The sequence below is a fragment of the Bradyrhizobium elkanii USDA 76 genome (assembly GCF_023278185.1).
Taxonomy (GTDB): Bacteria; Pseudomonadota; Alphaproteobacteria; order Rhizobiales; family Xanthobacteraceae; genus Bradyrhizobium; species Bradyrhizobium elkanii.
This window is the reverse complement of the sequence record NZ_CP066356.1, coordinates 7,614,544-7,637,988: the sequence shown is the minus strand read 5'-3', so window position 1 is coordinate 7,637,988 and position 23,445 is coordinate 7,614,544. Positions and strand designations below refer to the sequence as shown.

14 protein-coding genes are annotated in these 23,445 nt (G+C 58.0%); 7 read left to right on the top strand and 7 right to left on the bottom strand.

Features of this window, described 5'->3' with window-relative positions; translation table 11 throughout:
• Positions 1-614 precede the first annotated feature (614 nt).
• Positions 615-1,169, bottom strand: a complete 555-nt coding sequence (locus tag JEY66_RS36125) for a hypothetical protein (protein WP_018269882.1) — start codon at positions 1,167-1,169, stop codon at positions 615-617.
• A gap of 924 nt (positions 1,170-2,093) precedes the next feature.
• On the bottom strand, positions 2,094-2,315 hold the full coding sequence (locus JEY66_RS36120) for an ATP dependent DNA ligase (RefSeq protein WP_018269883.1): 222 nt from the start codon (positions 2,313-2,315) through the stop codon (positions 2,094-2,096).
• 759 nt (positions 2,316-3,074) lie between these two features.
• Here JEY66_RS36120 and JEY66_RS36115 point away from each other — a divergent pair.
• From JEY66_RS36115 to JEY66_RS36105, 3 genes are all read left to right on the top strand, one after another.
• Entirely contained in the window at positions 3,075-6,176 is a 3,102-nt protein-coding gene (locus tag JEY66_RS36115) for an efflux RND transporter permease subunit (protein WP_026192289.1), read from the top strand.
• Between the two features lie 576 nt (positions 6,177-6,752).
• Positions 6,753-7,643: a sulfite exporter TauE/SafE family protein gene (locus JEY66_RS36110; RefSeq protein WP_016848000.1), complete on the top strand. Its 891-nt coding sequence runs from the start codon at positions 6,753-6,755 to the stop codon at positions 7,641-7,643.
• Between the two features lie 736 nt (positions 7,644-8,379).
• Positions 8,380-9,519, top strand: a complete 1,140-nt coding sequence (locus JEY66_RS36105; RefSeq protein ID WP_026192290.1) for an MFS transporter — start codon at positions 8,380-8,382, stop codon at positions 9,517-9,519.
• A gap of 250 nt (positions 9,520-9,769) precedes the next feature.
• On the opposite strand, the gene fcl is transcribed toward JEY66_RS36105, so the two are convergent.
• Complete coding sequence (fcl, locus tag JEY66_RS36100; protein WP_018269886.1) at positions 9,770-10,813, bottom strand: GDP-L-fucose synthase; 1,044 nt, start codon at positions 10,811-10,813, stop codon at positions 9,770-9,772.
• A complete protein-coding gene (gene gmd / locus JEY66_RS36095) occupies positions 10,794-11,879 on the bottom strand; it encodes a GDP-mannose 4,6-dehydratase (RefSeq protein WP_018269887.1) in 1,086 nt (361 codons plus the stop codon). Before gmd ends, fcl begins: the two co-directional genes overlap by 20 nt.
• 1,476 nt (positions 11,880-13,355) lie before the next feature.
• Here gmd and glmS point away from each other — a divergent pair.
• The 4 genes from glmS (at position 13,356) to JEY66_RS36075 (ending at position 18,972) form a co-directional block, all read left to right on the top strand.
• Positions 13,356-15,182: a glutamine--fructose-6-phosphate transaminase (isomerizing) gene (gene glmS / locus JEY66_RS36090; RefSeq protein WP_026192291.1), complete on the top strand. Its 1,827-nt coding sequence runs from the start codon at positions 13,356-13,358 to the stop codon at positions 15,180-15,182.
• A gap of 402 nt (positions 15,183-15,584) precedes the next feature.
• Positions 15,585-15,845: a hypothetical protein gene (locus JEY66_RS36085; protein WP_141381996.1), complete on the top strand. Its 261-nt coding sequence runs from the start codon at positions 15,585-15,587 to the stop codon at positions 15,843-15,845.
• A gap of 204 nt (positions 15,846-16,049) precedes the next feature.
• Positions 16,050-16,379 carry a transposase gene (locus JEY66_RS36080; RefSeq protein WP_018269890.1) on the top strand — a complete coding sequence of 110 codons (330 nt, stop codon included), beginning with the start codon at positions 16,050-16,052 and terminating at the stop codon, positions 16,377-16,379.
• 403 nt (positions 16,380-16,782) lie between these two features.
• Positions 16,783-18,972 (top strand): hypothetical protein, encoded by a 2,190-nt coding sequence (locus JEY66_RS36075; RefSeq protein ID WP_018269891.1) that lies wholly within the window; start codon positions 16,783-16,785, stop codon positions 18,970-18,972.
• Between the two features lie 325 nt (positions 18,973-19,297).
• Here the strand turns inward: JEY66_RS36075 and JEY66_RS36070 are convergent, their stop codons facing one another.
• Genes JEY66_RS36070 through JEY66_RS36060 form a run of 3 tightly spaced genes read right to left on the bottom strand, consistent with a single transcriptional unit; the run spans position 19,298 to position 23,125 of the window.
• Positions 19,298-19,732, bottom strand: a complete 435-nt coding sequence (locus tag JEY66_RS36070; protein WP_018269893.1) for a response regulator transcription factor — start codon at positions 19,730-19,732, stop codon at positions 19,298-19,300.
• A gap of 46 nt (positions 19,733-19,778) precedes the next feature.
• Positions 19,779-20,456 (bottom strand): response regulator transcription factor, encoded by a 678-nt coding sequence (locus JEY66_RS36065; RefSeq protein ID WP_018269894.1) that lies wholly within the window; start codon positions 20,454-20,456, stop codon positions 19,779-19,781.
• Complete coding sequence (locus tag JEY66_RS36060) at positions 20,453-23,125, bottom strand: PAS domain S-box protein (protein WP_018269895.1); 2,673 nt, start codon at positions 23,123-23,125, stop codon at positions 20,453-20,455. Before JEY66_RS36060 ends, JEY66_RS36065 begins: the two co-directional genes overlap by 4 nt.
• Positions 23,126-23,445: the final 320 nt, after the last annotated feature.

Genomic DNA, 23,445 nt, shown 5'->3' with positions numbered 1-23,445 from the left:
GTGGATACGAGGAAGTTCTCGTAAAGAAGCTCTCGATTAACGTGCCTTCATTCTCTCAAGCGGACGAGATGCCTATTGTGGGACGCAAGTATCACATTGCTTGCTACGGCGAATTAACGATAAAAGACGGACACGGAACCATATGCAAACCCAGGTAAGGTCGCCTTGGTTCGGGCTGCTCTCCTTATCACTTATGTTTTCCGGTTTGGCTCCGGTACAGCGAAGGTCGCCGCGGTTACGCGGATCTGCTTACCGCACAGCCGCGCGGCGATGCTGTTCATGGTGGTCATCACGGCATATATCGGATTTGTGAAAACGTCTCATTTCGAGCCCCAGCCGGTGCCGTAATGGGCCCTGCTCCGAACAAGGTCTGATGACGGTAACTGTCCCTCATGGACGATGAGACAAAGACACGACTTTGAGTCGAACACATGGACTTCGATGCTCAAGGGACTTTCTGGCTAAGATGCAGGTCGGTCCAACAATGCGGAGATCACCCGCAATTAAACTGAATGACTGCCCAGGAACACCTTCACTCAAGCAAATTCAACTGCACACAGGTTCAGGCTGGCACGTATGACGTCGTCGGATAGGCTGAGGACGATAAGGATCGTTCAATTATTTGTGCAATCCGTCTGCTCTAAATAGAACGGCCCGCGGACACCCGCGCTGAACGTCTCGGCGGCGCCCAAAGCTTCAAGGAGGCGTGCTTTGGGGTCATTCCAGTCGCGTGTTGATCTCAGCGAGCCGAGCGCTATCGCATTACCGCATCCGCACGCATCGAACCCATGGACCGATTCTCCAACCTGGTAATCGTCCGAGATATGGAACAGCCGGGCGGCGTAGCCGACAAGGAACGTCCCGCCGTATTCAGCAGAATCCCTCGTCCTAGCAAAGCCGCCATACTTCATTCGAGCTCTCACGGCGTCGATGAAGTCGGTGACCATGTAAGTCATCACATCGACACCCACGCGCGGCCTGTTAGGATGGAAGCCAAACGCCAAAAGCTGTCCCATCCGGAATGAGCTGGTAAAGCCCATGACGAAATCACCGCTCCGGAATACCTTCCTGTCGTTGCGGACGACGAGAGAGTAGTTCGAGTCCAAACCGGCGCTATCGCCACCGATGTAAACAGTGCCTTTATTAACCAGTCCAACAATACACGTCATTGCGCCCCAATCTCCTCAGCTACGCTCCGGAAGCAAACTACGGTTCATCGTGAGAACGAATCAGGTCCCTTCTGACGCACTAAAGAACGACCTGATTTCATTTCAGTGGCTGGTCGACCACCGCGCCACGCCTTTGCATGTTCTACCTCATCATTCTAGATCAGAATCAGACGTGAAGTTTAATGAGGTCGTGCGCGTGAAATGACGGGGTCAATGGCGTTATCGTGTACAACGATGGACTTACCAGAAGTCACGACGGCCTTTGCAACGGCTCCCCTCGACTGGCAGTTCAGCATCGCCACCTTTGCGCTGCAGTCTGCTATTTAGACCGACACCCCGGTCTACATCGGTTCCATAGTTTCGCCGCACGGCGATCTCCGGGCTGACTTTGCATTTGCAGCGACGCAGGTCCGCTCAGAAGATAATCGTGGATGATGAGGTCCTGAACAAAGCAAGCAACGTACCAATCTGAATACGCATGTTTAAAGAAATTCGTAGAAGTTCGTCGCGTCAAAATCAAAAATAGCTCGCGATGTCGCCTCATCGCCCATCACCGACATGCCCTGATCGCCCGGCGATGACTGGTTTTAGTGGTAAAGCGAACACGGCGAATTATGAGTAGGCGCGCTAGCGCCGATACAGATCCGGCTTGAATTCTTGCGGTGAGGGCGGGACAAAGCCGTGATCGTCGGGTTTGCAACAGACCGGACGCGGCATCCTGACAGTGCGAAGCGCATGCAGGCGTGTGGTCTTTGTATGGCTGAGCCGGATTCACCTCCCGGAGCCAGCGGGTATCATTGCAGAAGCTGCAGCGCGGTGAGGTAATGATGGATCCTCCCCGACACCATGAAAGAGCTGAATGTCGCCCCTTACCTTCGGCAGTTGACAAGATTACTCGATTTCGACGAACAGCTTCGGCGCAACCTAGATCGCCTCATGCTCGATGCGTTTGGTGTGGGCCTGGGTCTTGCGGATCAGCGGCGTCAGTAGTTTGTGGAGATCGGTGGCCGAGGCCTTGTCGAAGCCGTGGTCGACCTTGCCGGCGTAGAACATCTCGTCACCCGCACGCCGGCCAACATAAATGTCGCCACATTCATTGCCGTCCAGCGCAAAGCTCTCAATGATGCGTGAGCATATCGCCTGCACGCGGACTCTCTGAGTCAATTCTGTGCATGTCGGCTTTTACAACCCGATCGTGTGGGCGGATTAGGTCCTTCGAGATGAGATTTGCATCACGCCTCGAGCAAAACGAGTGGCGCAGTCGATCGCTTCCGAGCCGACCTAAGGATGATGAGAAAGCCCAAGAGGAAGCTTGAGTGGCACGAGGCCGCGTACAAGACGGGACCGTCGCCCGACCCGCCTGGGGGAATACTGTGGAAGTTTGAGTCGGACCGAGAACAAACCTTGGTATAGGCTTTGCAGCCCATGCGATATCACCCGCTTACCTTTGTAGAGTTGAGCATCTGCCAGGTTTTCCATACTTTCGATTTCAAAGCTGAATCATTCGATCGAACGGGTCGAAGCCTTGAACTGACGCGATTCACCTAGACGGTTTTGCGCTCCATTCAGACTTGAGCACGAGAGTAAATGGAAGCACGTGAGCCCACCTCCACATCCTGAGGCGGACCTCAGGCTGATTACGCGCAAAAAGGACTTGGGTCTTATCTTGCGAAGGCGCTCCCTATTCGAGATCGCACTCAGCCAAGCGGGGTCGGCGTTCATCATAAGCAGCGAGAATGGAAGAAGCGGAAGGCTGAGCCTCTGCTTGGGAACATACGAGTCTTTAGAGCGGCCACTTCAGTTTCGCTTATAGCAGGGGCCTGGCCGCAGTTGCCGCTTTAATAACGATGGCTGTCGCGCGACTCGCTAGCGAGTTTGCGTCACCCTCTTTGAATGCGAGTCGAGATGACATTTACAGAGCTTTTCATCAAGCGTCCGGTTTTATCTATCGTCGTCAGTCTACTGATCTTGCTGATCGGCCTTCGCGCGGCCGCTGTTCTGCCAATCCGGCAGTATCCCAAACTGTCTAACACGGTCGTCAATATCACGACCTCCTATCCTGGCGCCTCCGCCGACATGATCCAGGGGTTCATCACCACTCCTCTGGAGCAGGCGGTCGCTTCCGCAGAGGGCGTCGACTATGTCACTTCCTCATCTGTGCTCGGTGCGTCGACGATCCAAGTCTACATCAAGCTCAATTTCGATCCCAACGAGGCACTCACCGAGGTGCTGTCTAAGGTCAATTCAGTCAAATCGTTAATCCCGAAAGAATCGAACGATCCGGTCGTCACTAAGTCAAGCGGTCAGGCTACCGCTGTCATGTACATCGCCTTCTCCAGCGAGGAACTGACGGCCAGCGCGATCTCGGACTATCTCTCGCGCGTCGTGCAACCGGTTATGTCGACCGTCGACGGCGTTGCGGCGGCTGACATCCTGGGCAGCCAAAGTTTTGCGATGCGGCTATGGCTCGATGCTGCGAAAATGGCGGGGCACGGCGTGTCGCCGGCAGATGTTTCGGCCGCAATCGCCGCCAACAACTTCCAGGCCGCGTCCGGTCAGACCAAGGGCTATTTCACCATCTCCGACGTCACGACAAACACCGACCTGCGGAGTGTCGATGACTTCAAGCGCATGGTCGTCAAAGCGAATGACGGCGGCTTTGTACGCATGGAGGACATTGCGGCAGTCGAGCTTGCCGCGCAGACCACAGACGTCAGCGTCTCCATGAACGGCGAGCACGCGGTCTTCATCGGTGTCCAGGCGAGCCCGCAGGGCAATCCGCTAAACATAGTGCGAGGTGTTCGGGCGCTGTTTCCAGAAATGGAACGTAACCTGCCGCCGGCACTGAAGATGAAAGTGGCCTACGATTCCACCAAATTCATTCAATCGTCGATCGATGAAGTGGAGAAGACGCTCATTGAGGCCGTCGTGATAGTGGTGGTGGTCATCTTTCTATTCCTGGCCTCGCTGCGGTCGGTAATCATTCCCGTCGTTACCATTCCGTTGTCGCTCGTCGGTGTCTGCAGCATGATGCTGGCGCTGGGATTTTCATTCAATCTCCTTACCCTCCTTGCGATGGTACTCGCGATCGGTCTCGTGGTCGACGACGCGATCGTCGTGGTGGAGAACGTTCATCGCCATCTGGAAGAAGGTGCGCCGCCCCTCCAGGCTGCTGCGAGAGGCGCGCGCGAGATCGTGGGCCCCGTCGTCTCCATGACGATTACGTTGGCCGCCGTATACGCGCCCATCGGTTTTCTCGGGGGCGTCACCGGCGCGCTGTTCCGCGAGTTCGCGTTTACGCTGGCGGGGGCGGTGATCGTGTCGGGCGTGATCGCTTTGACGCTGTCGCCGATGATGTGCTCGGTCTGCCTGAAGAGCGCTGAGAAGGGGCGGTTTGCAAGAGTTGTGAACCGCGTGTTTGGCGCCACGACACGCTGGTACGGACGCAAGCTCGACCGCTCGCTCGACTATCGTCCGATTACCGGGCTGTTCGCCCTGACCATGCTGGGTCTCGTCGGTTTTCTCTATATGCACACTTCCAAGGAACTCGCGCCGGAGGAAGATCAAGGGATTGTATTCGCGCTAACCAAAGCGCCGAAATACGCCAACATCGACTACCTCAACTATTACGGCGCCAAGCTCGAAAAGGCGTTTCAGAAGTTTCCCGAGACCGATTTGAGCTTCGTGCTCAACGGCACTAGCGGCTCGCGGGGAGGGATGGCCGGCATGTTGCTCAAGCCTTGGGATGAGCGCAAGCGGTCATCGATCGCGCTAAAGTCCCTTGTCCAGGTCGAGCTGTCCAAAATCGAAGGTATTAACGCATTTGCGTTTAGCCTGCCGTCGCTTCCGGGAGGCACGGACGGGCTACCAGTGCAGATGGTGATCAATTCGACGCTAGGTTTCCAATCCGTCTATGAGCAGATGTCGAACCTGAAGGATGCCGCGCGCAAAAGCGGTCTGTTCATGGTCAGCGATTCTGACCTCGAGTTCAATCAGCCCGTGGTACGAATCAAGGTCGATCGATCGAAGGCCAACGATCTTGGCATCACCATGCAGAATATTGGTAACGCGCTCGCCACCCTACTTGGCGGAAACTACGTCAATCACTTCAATCTGCAAGGCCGTTCGTACCAAGTGATTCCGCAGGTGCCCCGCGAGCAACGCCTGGCCCCGGAAGCGATCGGAAACTATTATGTGAAGACCGCGAAAGGTTCGATGCTTCCGCTGTCTACCGTAGTCTCGGTGGAGACTGCGACTGATCCGAACGCACTCACGCACTACAACCAGCTCAACTGCGCGACCTTTCAAGCCGTGCCGATGCCCGGCGTTACGATCGGTCAGGCCGTGGACTTCCTGGAAGCGCAGGCAAAGAAACTGCCCGCAGGCTTCAGCCACGACTTCCTTGCCGACGCCCGGCAATATGTGCACGAGGGTAACCAACTGGCCATTACCTTCGCGTTTGCCCTTATCGTCATATTCTTGGCGCTTGCGGCGCAGTTCGAAAGTCTGCGCGATCCCCTCGTTATTATGATCAGCGTGCCGATGGCAATCGTCGGCGCCCTGATACCGCTATTTTTGGGCTGGGCGACGATCAACATCTACACCCAGGTCGGACTGCTAACGCTGGTCGGGTTGATTTCCAAGCATGGCATCTTGATGGTTGAGTTCGCCAATGAACTGCAGCTCAAGGAGCGACTTGACCGTCGCTCGGCTATAGAGATGGCGGCGCGCGTCCGGTTGCGTCCAATCTTGATGACGACGGCGGCGATGGTCACGGGCCTCATACCCTTGTTGACCGCAACGGGAGCTGGCGCCGCGAGTCGCTTTTCGATCGGGCTGGTGCTCGTCGCTGGCATGTCTATCGGCACGCTCTTCACTCTCTTCGTGCTGCCGGCGGTCTATGTCGCAATCGCGTCCGATCACCGAGCCGACGCGAGCGCCGGTCACGGGAAGAACGGCACAGAGGTTGAACTCACCGGCGCTGCTGATGTCCAGCTGGCCAAATAGTAACGATTAATCAATCCGCGTTCGCTCGATTGCTGCTCCGGATAGGGCGTTGTTCGCCGACCGCTGCGTCAGGCGGCCGGCGAAGAACTTGTCAACGCTGAAAAGGTGATGTTGCTATTATCCCAACGTCTCTGGAGCGAATTGCTTTACTCCCGTCTGAGCGCCTCGCATTGCTAGTTGAAAACGACGACCTCTGGGTTGCAACGACCTTAGGGTTTAGTTGCCGACAGTTCAAGTCCACTGGGGACCGTTCGGAACTGGTCGTCAGGGGCCCCTCGCATCTACGACCGCCGCAGTCATGGCTTCGATACGAAAACCAGCGATCGACAGCCGAAAAATAGACTGACACGTATTAGCTGAGTGATCGCGGTCGGGTAGGGGAAGTACAACGCAGCTTCATACAACCGAAGTCGATAATAAGAGAAACTAGCGCGCTTGGCCACGGCCAAAAGCCAATGTGAAGGTCGCCGGAGCTGCGAAGCGAGGGCGGAATCTGCCGCAATCCTGATGACCAATGTCCACGTCTGATTCGCTGACGTGTGATCGGACGCGCTCCGGACTAGGAAGGTTAAGTAAATGCCTGAGTTTGATGGTGCTATGCTATTTTTGGCCGCAACAACTTGTTTTGCGGCCTTTGTAAATGGAGCCATTGGCTACGGTTTTTCGTCGCTCACTGTACCCCTTGCGCTGGTTTTCTACCCCAATCGCATTCTCAACCCGGCCATTGTTATCATCGAAGTCTTCGTCAACGTTTACGTTCTCTTCATCAATCTGAAGGGTGTGCCGGCGGTTTGGAGACGAGTGTTTCCCATCTTGCTTGGGCTCTTGCCAGGCATTGCGCTCGGGGGCTATGCGTTGGCCTCACTGCAGCCGGGCTGGATCAAATTCGCCACGTACACGATCATTTTGCCCCTGATCTTGTTGCAAGCCGCGGGCTGGCGCCGCCCTATCGAAGCGAGCTGGCTGATCGGTCTGCCATTCGGGTCGATGCTGGGCATCCTCTATTCGGTGACGACTATCTCTGGCCCGCCTTTGGCCATGCTGTTTAACAACCAGGGCCTCGTCAAAAACGAATTTCGCGCCGGTCTTGCCCTGGTTCGCGTAGTGGAATCGAGCGCGACTGCCTTTGTCTACTACAAGCTCGGCCTTTTCATTTCCGAAAGCGGCAGCCTGCTTTATGCCTTTATACCCAGTGTTTTGCTCGGCATCCCGCTGGGATCCTACGTCATTCGGCGGCTTGATCCGGAGATGTTTCGACGCATTTGCATGAGCTTTGATGCTTGGATCGTGGGATTCGGTCTGTCACGGGTGTTGATCGAGCTCGATCTCGTGCAGAACGGCTGGGCTTACAGCGTGATGACGGCGACAATACTGATCGATTTTTGCTTGCTATACTCATTCGTTACCACGCACAGTCCGACCTGGTCAGAACGACAGTCGCGGCGCTCCGCGGATATAAGCGCTTGAGGGATGCCGGCGACCAGCTCGCTATCGAACGCACGCTTCCTGGACCTAACCAGATAGCAAAGGTAATTGATGACTGCACGCGACGCCGATGCTGCCCTTCTGGCGCCAACATAAATGGCAGGGAGGATTTGGTTGATTGCTCCATCACAACCCAGCGCTCCGACACCGGGAATTTGGAATCGCAGCTCTGATTTTCCGTCACGTTCGGATGATCTGCCGCGATCCGATGCCCCGGTATAGCGTAGAAGTTCCCCGCGGTCAGCTCCGGTCCTCCATGAATGTTCGTGTATTGAGCTCAGGCGTAGCGCAGCGCCTTTGCGTTTTGTGAGAGCTTCCAGATTGACAGCAAATGCTGCCGGGGAGCTGACGGCCGTGTTCACGCGAGCTGTGGTGTTCTTCTCGAAGTAAACGCAAGGTCCGGGTGCCGTCGGCTTTGTGCGCTTTGCGACAAAGGCAACTCGAGCTGTTGCGCCTCTAACCGTCGGAAACAAGCAAAGACTAGTGTCCTTCGTACGGCTAGCTATCCGAGAAAGATAGGCCAAACCGGTGTCCGGGGCTTGACGATCATTCCGCGTTGACGCTTGCCACTCCGGGAGTGGCTCGAGCTTTTGCGATGGCATCGCATTTGCAGGGATGAAAAATGTCAACGTGAGGCCATCATCGGACCGCTTGCAGGCGGCGCACACAGGATGAGGGGCGCCGCGCTCACCAGCCCGTTCTCTCAGGAGTGCCTGTGATACCATCTGCCAATTGGGCAGCCGGAAAGCTTGGGACGCGGCTTGCGTTTTTTGTTGCCGGATTTGGCCTCGCGGCGTGGGCGCCTTTGGTGCCGCTCGCCAAGGAGCGGCTCGCGGTAGATGACCGCATGCTCGGTCTTCTGCTGCTCTGTCTCGGAATGGGATCCGTTCTCGCTATGCTTTTGACCAGCGTGTCGAATGCGCGGTACGGCAGCAAGCCCATTATCTTCGTCGGTGGACTCGGCCTCGCGCTTATCCTGCCGTGGCTTGCTATCGCCGGAACACCTCTTGCGCTCGGTGCCACGCTGTTTGCGTTCGGCGTTTCACTGGGGGCGATCGATGTAGCCATGAACATCTATGCGATTGAACTGGAGCGCGCCACCGGCCGTCCATTGATGTCCGGCTTCCATGCCCATTACAGCATCGGCGAATTCACCGGCTCTGCCGCCGTGACTTTGTTCCTTTCGCTTCAGCTTGGTCCGCTTTTTTCGACGTTAGTCTGTTCGATGTTTATGATGATCGCGATTGGGTCGGCCTGGCCGCGGTTGACCGCGACGAGTGTAAGGCAGCAGGGGCCAGTGTTTGTCTTGCCCCATCGCAGCGTGGTGCTAATAGCTGCGCTCGCGGCTATTACGTTTCTTGTCGAAGGTGCAATGCTTGATTGGAGCGCTTTGCTTCTCGTTGGGCAAGATCTTCTCGCTGAGGCGCATGGAGGTCTTGGCTGTATGCTCTTCGCCATCGCGATGACTGCGGGACGTCTCGGCGGAGATGCCGTAGTGGAGCGAATCGGCGACCGTGCCACATTGATGCTCGGAACTCTACCAATCATGATAGGCTTCCTGGCTGTGGTCGCCGCGCCGGTTGCGGTGATTGCCATGGCGGGGTTCCTGCTTATTGGATTGGGTATTTCAAATGTTGTACCTGTGCTGTGTCGCCGCGCCGGCAAACAGAAGGTGATGCCGGTGGGCGTTGCAATCGCGGTCATCACGACAGCTGGCTACGCCGGTATACTGATGGGTCCCGCCAGCATCGGGCTCGTCGCACACATGACCGGCTTGCCTTTTGCGTTCGGCATGTTAGGCGCGCTCATGTGCATCGTCACGCTGTCGGCGCGGATGGTTATGGCCGAACCTCGCTAGGCCGCCGATCGAGAGGAAAAGGACACCGGCACGTTTCGAGCCAATGATCGGCTGCGGCGCCGGCGTTCAAGGCTGAGAGTCGATCAGATCTCAACCTGATAGCAGCAAAACGGCACTCTCGATCACAACCATTCCTCTGTTCCTGCGAGTTGGCTCGCTGAACCGTAGCTAGGATGTGCGTGTCACTTGGATGAATCGAACGTCCAACCGAGCGCTGCTGACGAAGAGCGTTGGGCAACGCGGGGCAAAGTTAATCGTTACGCGAGCGACGGGGCCAGCTAGGTGATACCCGTGCACGGATCCTCGGATGGGCCTGCTTACGCCACTTGTCGGGGACAAGCAGTGCCGTCCATTTGCTGTCGGCGAGATATGCCCGATACGCTAGCTGAATGCCATCTTCCAGCGAGGTCTGGGCATGCCAGCCGAGCCTGGCCAGACGACTGATGTCGAGCAGCTTGCGCGGCGTGCCGTCCGGGCGCGACGTGTCGAAGCTGATCTCACCGCGAAAACCGACGGCGGCCGCGACCATGAGTGCGAACTCGGCGATGGTGATGTCCTCGCCGGTGCCGATATTGACCAGTTCGGGCGATGAATAGGTCTTCATCAGATGGACGCAGGCGTCGGCGAGATCGTCGACATAGAGGAATTCGCGGCGCGGCGTGCCGGTGCCCCACACCACGACGTTGCCGGCGCCCGAAACCTTGGCCTCGTGGAAGCGGCGGATCAGCGCGGCGACGACGTGGCTGTATTCGGGGTGATAATTGTCGCCGGGACCGTAGAGATTGGTCGGCATCACGCTGATGAAATCGGCGCCGTACTGGCTGCGATAGGCCTCGGCCATCTTGATGCCGGCGATCTTGGCGATGGCATAGGGCTCGTTGGTCGGCTCCAGCGGGCCGGTCAACATCGAATCCTCGCGCAGCGGCTGCGGCGCCAGGCGCGGATAGATGCAGGACGAGCCGAAGAACATCAGCTTCTCGCAGCCATTGGCGTGAGCCGCCTCGATCACGTTGCTCGAGATCGCCAGATTGTCGTAGAGGAACTCGGCCCGCAGCGTGTTGTTGGCGACGATGCCGCCGACCTTGGCGGCGGCGAGGAATACAGCCTGAGGCCGCTTCGCGGCAAACCAGGCGTTGACCGCGGTTTGGTCGCGCAAATCGACCTCGCTGCGCGACACCGTCAGGAGATCGGCCTCCTCGCGCGCCAGCCGGCGCATCAGCGCCGAGCCGACCATGCCGCGATGGCCGGCGACGAAGACCGTCTTGCCCTTCAGCTCAAACGCCGTGCTTGCCATTGGCCGCGTCCTGCCTGGCCTCGACGAGATCGCTGGCGACCATTTCCTTCACCAGCTGCGCGAACGGCGTCTTCGGCGTCCAGCCGAGCTTGGCGCGCGCCTTGCTGGCGTCGCCGATCAGAAGATCGACCTCGGTCGGGCGGAAATAGGTCGGATCGATCTGCACCAGGGTGTTGCCGGACGCCTTGTCGATACCGACCTCCTCGACGCCCTTGCCACGCCATTCGATGCTGCGGCCGACCTCGGCAAACGCCAGCTCGACGAACTCGCGGACCGACCGCGTTTCGCCGGTCGCGAGCACGAAGTCGCCGGGCTCGTCGACCTGCAGGATCCTGTGCATGCCCTCGACATAGTCGCGGGCGTGGCCCCAGTCGCGCTTGGCGTCGAGATTGCCGAGATAGAGCTTGTTCTCGAGGCCGACCTCGATGCGGGCGACGGCGCGGGTGATCTTGCGCGTCACGAAGGTCTCGCCGCGGATCGGGCTTTCATGGTTGAACAGGATGCCGTTGCTGGCGAACATGCCATAGGCCTCGCGGTAGTTCACCGTGATCCAGTAGCCGTAGAGCTTGGCGACGCCATAGGGCGAGCGCGGATAGAACGGCGTGGTTTCCTTCTGCGGCACCTCCTGCACGAGGCCGTAAAGCTCCGAGGTCGAGGCCTGGTAGAACCGCGCCTCCTTCTCCATGCCGAGGATGCGGATCGCTTCCAAAAGGCGCAATACGCCGATCGCGTCGGCATTGGCGGTGTATTCCGGGCTCTCGAAACTGACCTGGACGTGGCTCTGGGCGGCGAGGTTGTAGATCTCGGTCGGCCGGATCTGCTGCACCAGGCGGATCAGATTGGTCGAATCGGTCATGTCGCCATAGTGCATCAGGAACGGCACGTTGCCGGCATGCGGGTCCTGGTAGAGATGGTCGACGCGCGCGGTGTTGAACGAGGACGACCGCCGCTTGATCCCGTGCACGGTGTAGCCGAGACCGAGCAGATATTCGGCGAGATACGCGCCGTCCTGCCCGGTGACGCCGGTGATCAGCGCAACGCGCCGCTTTGAGTCCTGAGCCGCCATTGTTTCTCTTAGTTCCGCCGGAACGAGGGCGCCCTTTCGAAACGCGATTTGCGGAGCCCCTTCTCGATCTAGATGCGCAAGCGCGCACCACCCGCAATAAGAGGAAAGCGATCGCAACTCTAGTCATACACCTCACGTAGAAATGCGCACTATATACATTGATTTATTCTCGACCGTACCATTCAGCGCGTTTGGAATGTCAACTGGTAGCATGACTGCTGCGCAGGTCACGACGATTGACATCGTCGGTCCGGCGAAGTCGCGCCATAGTCAAAAAGAACGTCAGCTAACACACGCGACCCACTTGACACCCGCGCAAACGAGCTGGACGAAAACGCCGTGCACGCAAACCAAGTTAGACGCGCTGCTCCAGCGATGTTTCCTATGAGGCGGATGCCGACGGTCTGTGTTCCTTATCCATCTCCAGGTACATGCTGTATCCATTTGCATGGTTCGGTTATGGCCGAATAGAGCGATGTGCTGAAGCGCGGTTGTCGACGCATTTATAGAGAATGACGGCATGCAAGCCAGCACACAGTGAAGCTACACACCAATATCGTATTCTACAAAGCGGCCCCGCCTCCGAATAGAGCACGCGATCTGGTCGCTAGGGGCATCGACCTCTGCGCTTCTGCCAATAGTGCAGCTCGCGTAGGAAGTGCACGGGAGACGCAAGACGAAATGAGGAAGAGTAGCAAACGTCGGTATAGTTCTTCGAACGTTTCGATATCGAAAGCTTACGTTCGTACAATAGAGTGTTCGATGCCAATCGTATAGCTTACATCCAAGTATGATGAGCGTCTTAAGCCGGCCTAGAGCGGATGCGTAAATACGTCGACACCCGGCCATGTGAAGAGTGTTGTGAGGCTGCATCCTTCTGTCCAATGGAGCGCGGCCGGTGCAAGCCTCTCGTGGAGACCCTCGGTGAGGTGAGGGGACTCAGTGCCCCCACACCAGCTGCTAACCGGATCGGCCGCGTCGCCGCGCGTTTCTCGGGAGTTTGAGCTGAAGAGCCGTGAATGGCTCATTAGTGACGATGAGCCAAATAAGACATGACGTTTTACTGTGAGACAACGGGTCTGTCGATCTGGTTCAAATGTCCTCAATCTATGAAGTCTGACGCCCTGCGCGATATATCCTCGCACTGGGCTTGTTGCGACGCCGGTTGTTATCGTCGCCATCGAGCAACGGATCTGTTTGTGCCGGGGTTAGATGCCGCACCAAGCCGCGCAAGCGCGCCTGCATATAGAGCCCACCTCGAAGCAGTCACGCCATTCGCGGCCGCATCGCAGCTTGCACTCGATAGCGGACAACCAAAGACGGAGTGTGGCTGGGCGAGGCGATGATGGTTGAAAGACATAGAACTCACGCCTGTGAATGCGACGGTGACAGGCAACTCAACCGGGCGCGCGAATTTCGTGAAAATGCTCCTTTAGGGGACATTTGGCTTCTTGAACGTGGGCTGCATTGATCGATATGTGTGGAATAGTCGGCATCTTGGGACGTGGTCCGGTCGCTGGGCAATTGGTCGCTTCGCTCAGACGATTGGAATATCGTGGCTATGACTCCGCGGGCGTCGCGACGCTCGAAGGTCTCCGTATCGAGCGCCGGCGCGCTGAAGGTAAGCTGAGAAACCTTGAGGAGCGGCTGCGCGATTATCCGCCGTCGGGTCATAGCGGTATTGGTCACACTCGCTGGGCGACGCATGGAAAACCGACCGAAAGCAATGCTCACCCGCACGCAACGGAAAATGTCGCGGTCGTTCATAACGGGATCATTGAGAATTTCCGCGAACTGCGGGCCGAACTGGAGCGGAATGGAGCTCATTTCAGCTCAGAGACCGACACCGAGGTGGTGGCGCATCTCGTCGAATCGTATCTCAAGAATGGTTACTCGCCGCGGGATGCGGTACAAGCCTCGCTGCCACGACTGCGCGGAGCTTTCGCTCTGGCATTCCTGTTCAAAGGCCATGAGGATCTTTTGATCGGGGCGCGCAAGGGGTCGCCCCTTGCGATCGGACATGGTACCGGCGAAGTTTATCTGGGATCGGACGCGATCGCACTCGCGCCCTTGACTGATGCCATCACCTATCTTGAAGACGGCGACTGGGCCGTGCTTACCCGTACGATCTGCATGATCTATGGCGAAGACGGGGCTGTCGTGCATCGGGAAACATCAAAGTCTGGCGTGTCGTCACTCCTGGTGGACAAGGCGAACTATCGCCACTTCATGGCCAAGGAAATCCACGAGCAGCCGACAGCGGTCGGGCAGACATTGGCGCATTATCTCGATATGGCAGCCGAGCGCATAGCCCTGCCGCTCACACTACCGTTCGACTTTAATTTCATTCAGCGCATCTCAATTACGGCATGCGGCACGGCAAGTTATGCCGGTTATATCGCCAAATACTGGTTCGAGCGGCTGGCGCGCCTGCCTGTCGAAATCGATGTTGCCTCCGAGTTCCGCTACAGGGAGGCGCCTCTGCGCCACGGCGATCTCGCGATCGTCATCTCGCAGTCGGGGGAAACCGCCGACACGCTGGCTGCGTTGCGCTATGCCAAGAGCCACGGTCTGCACACGATATCCGTGGTCAACGTCCCGACGTCGACGATCGCGCGCGAGAGCGAATCCGTGCTGCCGACACTGGCGGGTCCAGAAATCGGCGTCGCCTCCACCAAGGCATTCGTCTGCCAGCTGGCGGTGATGGCGGCGCTTGCCGTCGCAGCAGGCAGGGAGCGCGGCATACTGTCCGAGATCGATGAATCTAAGCTCGTACGCGAGCTTATCGAAGTGCCGCGGCTGATTGCTGCGGCGCTGTTGGTCGAGCCACAGATCGAGAAGCTCGCGCGTGATATCGCAAAGTCGAGCGACGTGCTCTATCTCGGCCGGGGCACATCGGCGCCCCTGGCGTTAGAAGGCGCGCTTAAGTTGAAGGAAATCTCTTATATCCACTCGGAAGGTTATGCCGCCGGCGAGCTCAAGCACGGACCAATCGCATTAGTCGACGAGACCATGCCCGTGGTGGTGATAGCGCCTTACGACGACGTCTTCGAGAAAACAGTCTCGAACATGCAGGAAGTGGCCGCTCGAGGCGGCAGCATTATTTTGATCACCGATGCGAAGGGCGCCTCGGACGCGACGGTGGATACGCTCATGACCATAGTGTTGCCAAACATGGCAGCAAGCTTTACGCCCATGGTTTATGCCATCGCGGTGCAACTGCTGGCCTATCATACCGCCGTGGTTATGGGGACGGACGTGGATCAGCCGCGTAATCTTGCAAAATCGGTCACTGTTGAATAGACACCGCAGCAACGTCGACGTGCTCTCCAGCGGCAGTTCTGCGATACAAGAACATGACAGATAATAGTCTGGCTCGCCACCGCGTCCTGGCGGAGATTATGGAGACTACGATCTGGGTAGGCTCTGTCCGGCGCCAACTGACCCTCGGAAGGAGGGCGATCCGATGGCCCGAAAAGGCGAACTTTCGGCCGCCTTCATTCGTGATGGACGTCTAGCATGACAGTTGCACTTTTCGTTTGAGGTGAGCGGGCCGTGCGTCGGCCTGGTGAGCTCGCCGCCAGAGCGACCATGCGAGAACACGGTCGATCGAGATGCGCCGTTGAGCGAGCTTGATAGCGATGCGACGGATTTCCTGGATCGACCAGCGATGCCGCGCACGATCGAAGAGCCCGGATCGAGGCAGTGATCGTCCGCACCCTTGAGACGAAACCGCCCGACGCCACTCACTGGAGCTCGCGCAGAATGGCGAGGGCCAGTGGACTGTCGGTCTCGACGGTACAGTGGATATGGCGCACCTTCAGCCTGCAACCGCGTCGGTTGGAGACCTTTAAGCTTTCAAACAATCTTGACTTCGTCGCCAAGGTTCGCGGCGTCGTCGGCCTCTACGTGGCCCCGCCCGAGCGAGCCATCGTGCTGTGTGTCGACGAAAAGCCGCAGATCTAGGCGCTGGATCGGAGCCAACCCTCGTTCCGCGTGCGGCCTGGTCAGGTGGAACGCCGCAGTCACGACTACAAGCGCCATGGCACGACATCGCTATTTGCCGCTCTCGACATCGCAACCGGCCGGGTCATCGGCAAGCGTTACGGGCACCACGCGCCACAGAATTCAGCAAGTTTCTGATGAGATCAAAGTCGCCGTGCGGACGATATGGATGTTCATCTCGTCATAGACAATAACGCAACCCATAAGAGGCCGCTGATCCCAAACTGGCTGGCCAAGAGACCGCGCTGGCACGTCCATCTGACGGCAATCAGCTCATCCCTGGTCAATCAGGTCGAACGTTTCGTTGCCCGCATCACCGAGCACAAAATCAGGCGCGGCATCTACCGCAGCGTGGCGGAGCTACGTGCTGAGATCACGTCCTTCATCGAACAGCACAACGCCGACCCCAGCCCATTCCGATGGACCAAATCAGCCGACGACATTCTCAGCTCCATCGAACGCTTCTGCGCTTACAATGCGTCAGCCAAGGCCTAAAACGCCATGAACTTCTGGTTTAGGACACTAGATTATGCGCGATGTCCCGCATACGGGTTTTCGCCCGAAACGTCCGCGCGCGCATTGCTGCGCCGATCGCGGGCAATTTCCAGAGGAAAATGCCCCCCCAATGCAAGGCTATCGAGTGGCGGGGTGCTGCCCCCAGCGCGCTCGCGAAAAATTCGCGCTTCAGGCTGCGGTCATGTACTGCAGGTGATGATCCCGCAGCTGAGGGGGTCATCCCGGCATCGCTGTCTTCAGCAACACAGCGGCTGCGACGGAAGCGGACCCGAGGCGACATGGGCTTGCGCATCGGGAAAAACGCTCTTGGTCAGCTACTCGTCAGCGAAGCGGTCTAACCAGGAAGGCTGCGCATTCTCGACTCTTCTATCGGAGATAAAATATGACGGGCATCGGCCGAGCTGGCAAATCGCACGTTGGAGCAGGAGCCGACAGCACTGGGGTATCGAGCAGTTCGAGCCTGGAGTTCGGCCTCGTCCCTGGGGAACGCAGTCAATCTTTCGACGCCGTCGTGGAGCGGATGCGCTCCGGGCCTCAAGATAGAACCGCGCCGATCGTGAACCGGCAACCAACTTCGGATGTCGCGGCGCCAACACGAGATGAGGTTAAGGCAGCAAAGCGAACGTTGGGCAGCCTGCTTGAGGACCTTAATACTTGTCGTAGGGCAGCCACGCGCGGCCGGACCTTGTCCGAGAGGCAAGAGCTGATCGATCAAGTCGTCAAGGCAGGCTTAGCAGTTCTGGACTACTACGCTGCTCTGCCCCCAGGTTTGGCGGGGCGCATTCTGCCCGACGATCGGGCTCGCCAGCTCCGCGATGAGACGCTGGGCGCGGCCGACGAATGTAACGCCGTGGCTGCTGCGATTTTCGATGACCTGGAGAAGAGCAGACATAAAGCAGCAGCCCTGCTCGGCAGGATCATCCGCACCGCTTCGCCTGACCAGCTGAACCGCGTGCTTTCAGGCGTGGAGCCCTACTATGAGCACTGCATGGAGTGGTGGAGAAAGAGGGCATTGCGCTCGGAGCGGATGCAGTCCGTCTGCGCGGCTACTGCCGACCTACCAAGCAGCACGCCCGAGTTGCGGAAGTCCGAAGAGGCCGCGCTACGACTGCATACCGGCTATGCACTCAATACGAAGTACAAGTATCTGGAATCGCAGATCACTCTCGCGCAGCTCTCCCTAGCGAGCAGGTTGGGACCAGCCGTGCGAGACGCCCTTATCGATGGAGACGGGCGGGTGCGTCTGCTCGGGACCTTCATCGAGGATGTTGTTCCGGCATTCGCCTCGACGGCCGAGGCCGTGATGAACCGCAACGGAGCGCCGCTTGACGCTGAGCACCGCGACGTTCTGGAAGGAGTCATGGAGCGGCTTTCGGAATTTGCGTCAGGAGTGAGCGGCATGGTTGCCAGCCTGACGGACGCCGGAGCGGGAGCCGATCTTCGGTTAGAATTGCTGGATCAGATAGTGGAAGGTGCGTGGCTTACAGCGGACGAAGTCATGCGGCTGCTGGCACTTCAGCCAAAGACGCCAGCCACGATTGAACCGCCGGCTTGGGCTGTGCTGCCGGAACATACTGCCGGGGTGGGCGAAGGCACTGCAGCGCGCAGGAAGGGCAAAGGCAGGCGCGCAGCGGCCGCAGGCGAGGGGAGTTCGACAGCTGGGGGCGCTGAGCCGCAGCTCGCCGGGTCCGACGCTGGCACGGGCTCAACACGCAAGGTTATCGTACTCTCGGATCTGGGTACAAAGAAACTCACGAGCGCGGAGGAGGCCCGCGCGCGGGCGTCATCGTCGGAGAGCGGAAACCTGACGATGTGGCAGGCTCCGCCCTCCAGAGAAGCGCTGACGGGACTGCTCAAGCGATTGGACGAACTTTTGCAGTTCGATCTGCCCGCTCAGCAAAGCGCCGTCTCGCAAGCGCGTCAGATGAAACCCGAGGACGCCGACCACGTCCTAAATATCGTCGTCGAGCGCCTCCATAGACAGGCCGCCGAGATCGAAGCCTGTGCAGCCGCGGTGGAGGAGCCTCGTCGAAGTGGCTTGCTCACGCCCGCGCAAGTGCCCGAAGTGCACGACAAGATAGTCCGGCTCAAGGCGATGTATTCCGAGGTGCAGGGACAGGCAAACTCATTGAAGAGGCAAAGAGCCGCGATCATGATCGATTGCATGAAGAGCTACGGCTTTCCCTCGCAGAAATACCTTGAACGGTTGCGGGCGGCCGGGGAGTTGGAGCCTCCGGATCCACCGCGCGCGTTGAGCGGCGATCCGGGGACGCTGTTCGAGATTAAGCTGCGGCCCAAGGCACTGCGCAACGGTGCGGCGGCGAATCCGATGTGGGTGCACATCCATACGAAGCGGCCGGTACATGCGTGGCAGTTGGCGACGGCGGCTGACGCCGACTTCGCCGCTTGCCATGTAAAATCCAATGAACAGCGCGGCTACAATCGGCACTGGCAGAGCGCGCGAGCCGCGATGGGGCACGAAAACGTCGTGATCCACCGCGGCAAGCTCACGCCTGCATTCTGTAGGTCCTTGTTGAACAACGCAGTTGGTGGCCTGTCCGACGTCAGATAATTTGAGACTGATTAGGCTTTTCGCGAAGAGTGGCTCTGGCTCATCTAGGTCAGCATTACAGTTGCATGTTCCTGAGAACTCTGAATCCATGGCGACCATGATTCGGGATCTGATGATTGCTGGCACGTCGGTTGAAGATACGCTGACGCTGTGGGCTTCGTCGTTGGCGACGTGACGGGTCCAATGAGCCCTATTGGAAAGCGCCAACCCGACTTCATGGAATTTAACGACAGGGCAGCGCGCTTAGCTTCCAAGAAGTTGATCGGGATCGTGTCTCGCGCGAAGCGCTCAGATCAGACATAAGGTTGGCGGCCGGTCGATCGCTTCAAGTGTTTCCGCCGCCGCCGTTCTCCTCCAGTGCGGCATCGAGGTACTCGATCAGCGTATGTCCGGCGAAGGGCTTGGCCAAAAAGCCAGCCGCTCCCGCGCTCAGGGCTGAGGCGCGCACGCGGTCGTTGGGGAAGGCAGTAATGAAAATGAATGGCACACCGTAGCCACGGGTCCGCATTTCCGCGAGCAAGTCCAAGCCGCTCATAACCGGCATCTGCACATCCGTGATTACACAAGAGGTTTCGTTCAACCGCGGCGACCTCAAGAACTCCTCGGCGGACACAAACGTTTGAACGACGTAGCCACGCGATTTCAAAAGGTTCTCTGTCGCCGCACGGACCGATGCGTCGTCATCAACGACAGAAATCAAAGGCGTGGACAAGACAGGCCCTCCTGACGCGGGACTAGCGACTGCCGAGGCATTAGCCATCCCTGGGCGAAAAGTGGGCTTGCGCGGTTAAATTGTAAAATCATACTTAGGTTTGTTCGGGACGGTTAGCACGGAGTCCCAGCGTCTCAGTCATCCTGATCAAATCCGCCAGCGACCGGGCCCGCATCTTTTTCATCACGTGTCCCCGATAGATCTTGACCGTAATCTCGGCGAGCCCCAGCTCGGCAGCTATCTGCTTGTTCATCAAGCCGGTAGCGACTAGTTTCATAACCGCCTGCTCGCGCGGGCTTAGGGTCTCAAATAGGGACTTGAGATTCACGACGGTCTGCTCGGCTGCCCGTCTTTTGCGATCGCGTTCGGTCGCCGCGATCACAGCGTCCAGTAGTTCCTGATCGCGAAACGGTTTTGTGAGAAAATCGACCGCTCCACCCTTCATGGCCCTGACGCTCATGGGAATGTCGCCATGGCCTGTAATGAAGATGATGGGAATATGAATGTTCGACTTGGCTAGCTCAGTCTGGAACTCAAGGCCGCTCAAGCCGGGCAGTCGGACATCAAGAACCAGGCAGCTAACGACGTCCGGAAGTTTGCTCTGCAGCATTTCTCGGGCCGATCCGAATGCAACGACGTCCAGGCCGACGGATTGAAAAAGGTTTGTAAGCGACCGACGCATCGAGACATCATCTTCGACAATGAAGACGATCGCATTTGCCGATGCCTCGGCTCTGCTGCCTTCGCGCTGGGAGTTTGAGCGTTCGTTCACGACACCACCTCCTTGTGCAACGGCAGGTCAAACCGAAAGCTCGCTCCGGGTCCCTGCCTGTAGACGATTGAAAGACGCCCTCCGTGAGCTTCCACAATCGAGCGGCAGATCGAAAGGCCCATGCCAAGGCCGCTCGATTTTGTCGTGAAGAAGGGGTCTAACACCCGATCGGCGTCATTCTCCGAGATGCCGACGCCATTATCAGTCACCGCAAGCCGCACGTGTTCCATATCGTCCCTAGATGACTGGATCACCAGTTCGCGCGTCCTGTCCGTAACTGCGTCCATAGCTTCGATCCCGTTCATCACCAGATTGATCATCACCTGCTGCAGCTGAATCCGGTCGCCCAGAACCGCCGGCAGCGCTGCCGTCAGCTCGGTTTTCAGTGTCACTTGGTGGCTAACCAGCTCACGATTCACCAGCGCAATGACATCCTTAACGACGTCATTGATGTCGAGCGGAAGCATTTCGATCTCGCCCTTCTTCGCAAGCGCGCGAACGCGACGGATCACCTCGCTTGCCCGGATTGCGTCTTCGATTATCCACTCAACGGATGAGCGCGCGGCGGAAAGATCAGGAGTTTTGCGGCCCATCCAACCTAGGCACGCGTCGGCGTTGCTGATAATCGCGGCGAGTGGCTGGTTGATTTCGTGGGCGATGGAGGTGGTCAGCTCTCCTAACGTCGTCACGCGCGTCACATGCGCGAGCTCCGCCTGTGCCTTCCGCAGCTCTTGTTCGGCCTGGTCTGCGCGGATAATAGCGGTGATGTCGGTGCTGACGCCACGGTAGCCAAGAAAATTGCCGCTTACGTCAAAAAATGGTTTACCGCTCGTCCGGACGTAGATCGGACATCCCATCCGGTTGACGGTGCGATAGACCAAATCACGAAATGGCAGATGTGCCTCTAGCCTTGCACGATGTTGCCGCCATTTCTCAGGTTCGTCTTCCAAGTCGCAAGCAATGTCCCAACGCGGCAGACCCAGGAGGCCTGTGGCCAGGATTCCCGCAGTGCTGGTATGTTCCGATAAGTGAGTGACTTTATGGTCTGGCCCGGTCTCCCAGAGCCAGTCGGAAGCTGTTTCAGCGTAGTCGCGAAAGCGCTGCTCGCTTTCGCGCAGCGCAGCAAGTGTGCTTTCCAGGCGTTCTCTGGCCGCGTATTGCTCAGTGACATCCATATGTGTCCCAATGAGCTCGCCGATATTGCCGTCGCTGCCAACCACGACATGGGCCACAGAATGTATGTGCCTCATCGAGCCATCCGGGAGCAAAATTCGAAAATCATATTCGAAGCGGTTTTGCTTGCCGTCTCTCGCAAGTCGCTGCACGTCCTGAAGCCGCGGCAGGTCGTCCGGATGGATCCGCGAACGAATAGTCTCTATGGACACGGTCTCTTGCGGGTCGAAGCCGAAGAGACGATTCACTTCGGCGGAGCGATACACAAAATCGACTCCGTGGACGTCCCATGACCAACTGCCAGTATGACTGAGATGCTGGGCTTCGGCCAGATAGGCCTCGCTGCGGCGTAGCTGCTGCTCTACTTGCTTTGTAACTGTGATATCCGTCGCTGCCCCGACAAACTCGATTTCGCCAGAGGCGGTTGTCGTCGCTCGCGCCCGCGCGCGGATGTGCTTCACCGAGCCGTCCGGTAGCAGCAATCGGTATTCATGCTCGAACTCCTGCGGGTCTTGCATCGCTCGATCGATCGTCTGTTGGACGGAAGCTCGATCTTCCGGGTGCGTGCGCTCGACGACGAGTTGCGGGCTCGGTATCGTCTTCGGATCCAACTGGAAAATTCGAAAAAGCTCTTTTGACCAAAAAACCTCGCCAGTGGCGAAGTTCCAGCCGAAGCTGCCTGTGTGGCTCAACTCCTGCGCTTGAGCCAAATGGGCTTCGCTGCGCTGTAGGGCAAGCTCCGTCTGCCGTTTTTCGGTGATATCTTCGCAGGATATCAGGACAACCGGCTTGTCATCGGCCCAAAGCATGGCTTTGGCATTTTCTCGCACCCACAGGACCACGCCGTCTTTTCTGACTTTTTGGGCGTCCCAGGTTTGCGATTGACCGATATCTTCAAGGCATCTGCGAATGCATGTGCGTGCGAATTCGCGATCCTCCTCCAGAAAGAGCCTCAGAACGGATTGACCGATGAGTTCGGAGCGCGCATAGCCGAGGTGTGTCGCGCCGAACGTATTGACGTTGAGGATGGTACCGGCTTCGTCGACCATGACGTACATGGCCGGATTGTGCTCAAAGATTGCGCGCCACCGCTTTTCACGGTCCTTCAAATCGGCCGCGCTGCGCCGGAGTTCGGCCGCAGTCTCATGCGCAGCCTCTCTTTCCTGGCGGATTTTTCCAATCAGGTGCGTTCCGACAATCGAGACGGTAAAGAATGCGACAACCACCAGAAGAACTTGAGGGTCATCGATCCGCAGACTAAACGCCGGCGGTGCAAAGTAGTACGCCAAAGCAGCGATAGCTAAGACCGAAAGCGCGGATGAGGCGATAAAGCTGCCGATCAATGAAAACAGCAATATAACCAGCAAATAGCCGAACGCCGTCGCAGCGAAATGTGTTTGAAGGTACAAGGAAGCTAGCGTCACCACCGCCAGCGTTATGCTGCCGAAAGTAAACTGCGTGGCAGAACGTTTGAAGTTATTGATCTGGTTATACATTCTTGGACCGTCCGGCCTTTCTCCGGCGGGAGAGTTATAACATTTTAGGCAAAAATGGGGCAATCCTTTCCGCTCCACGCTCAAGAGCGGTTCCGGGTAAATTGCTTACAGCTGAACTCAGCACGTGCCGAAGAAACGCGCATTACAAACGTAGGTATAGTTGTTCTAAACCTTTCCAAATGGCGCGCCGACGTGCGTACAATCGAGGCTCAGATGTCTGTTTTCTTTCACTGCGATAGCCCTTTGGCAGGCGCGCGCGGCTGTGGAGGCCGCGGCCGAGCACAACTGTATGCGGCCAAGGCACGTCCAGCGGCGGGGTA

Bases quoted from the DNA above. Each gene is read 5' to 3' on its own strand.
- JEY66_RS36125 (WP_018269882.1), bottom strand. From the start codon at position 1,169: ATGACGTGTATTGTTGGACTGGTTAATAAAGGCACTGTTTACATCGGT.
- JEY66_RS36115 (WP_026192289.1), top strand. From the start codon at position 3,075: ATGACATTTACAGAGCTTTTCATCAAGCGTCCGGTTTTATCTATCGTC.
- JEY66_RS36110 (WP_016848000.1), top strand. From the start codon at position 6,753: ATGCCTGAGTTTGATGGTGCTATGCTATTTTTGGCCGCAACAACTTGT.
- fcl (WP_018269886.1), bottom strand. From the start codon at position 10,813: ATGGCAAGCACGGCGTTTGAGCTGAAGGGCAAGACGGTCTTCGTCGCC.
- gmd (WP_018269887.1), bottom strand. From the start codon at position 11,879: ATGGCGGCTCAGGACTCAAAGCGGCGCGTTGCGCTGATCACCGGCGTC.
- glmS (WP_026192291.1), top strand. From the start codon at position 13,356: ATGTGTGGAATAGTCGGCATCTTGGGACGTGGTCCGGTCGCTGGGCAA.
- JEY66_RS36080 (WP_018269890.1), top strand. From the start codon at position 16,050: ATGGATGTTCATCTCGTCATAGACAATAACGCAACCCATAAGAGGCCG.
- JEY66_RS36075 (WP_018269891.1), top strand. From the start codon at position 16,783: ATGACGGGCATCGGCCGAGCTGGCAAATCGCACGTTGGAGCAGGAGCC.
- JEY66_RS36070 (WP_018269893.1), bottom strand. From the start codon at position 19,732: ATGGCTAATGCCTCGGCAGTCGCTAGTCCCGCGTCAGGAGGGCCTGTC.
- JEY66_RS36060 (WP_018269895.1), bottom strand. From the start codon at position 23,125: ATGTATAACCAGATCAATAACTTCAAACGTTCTGCCACGCAGTTTACT.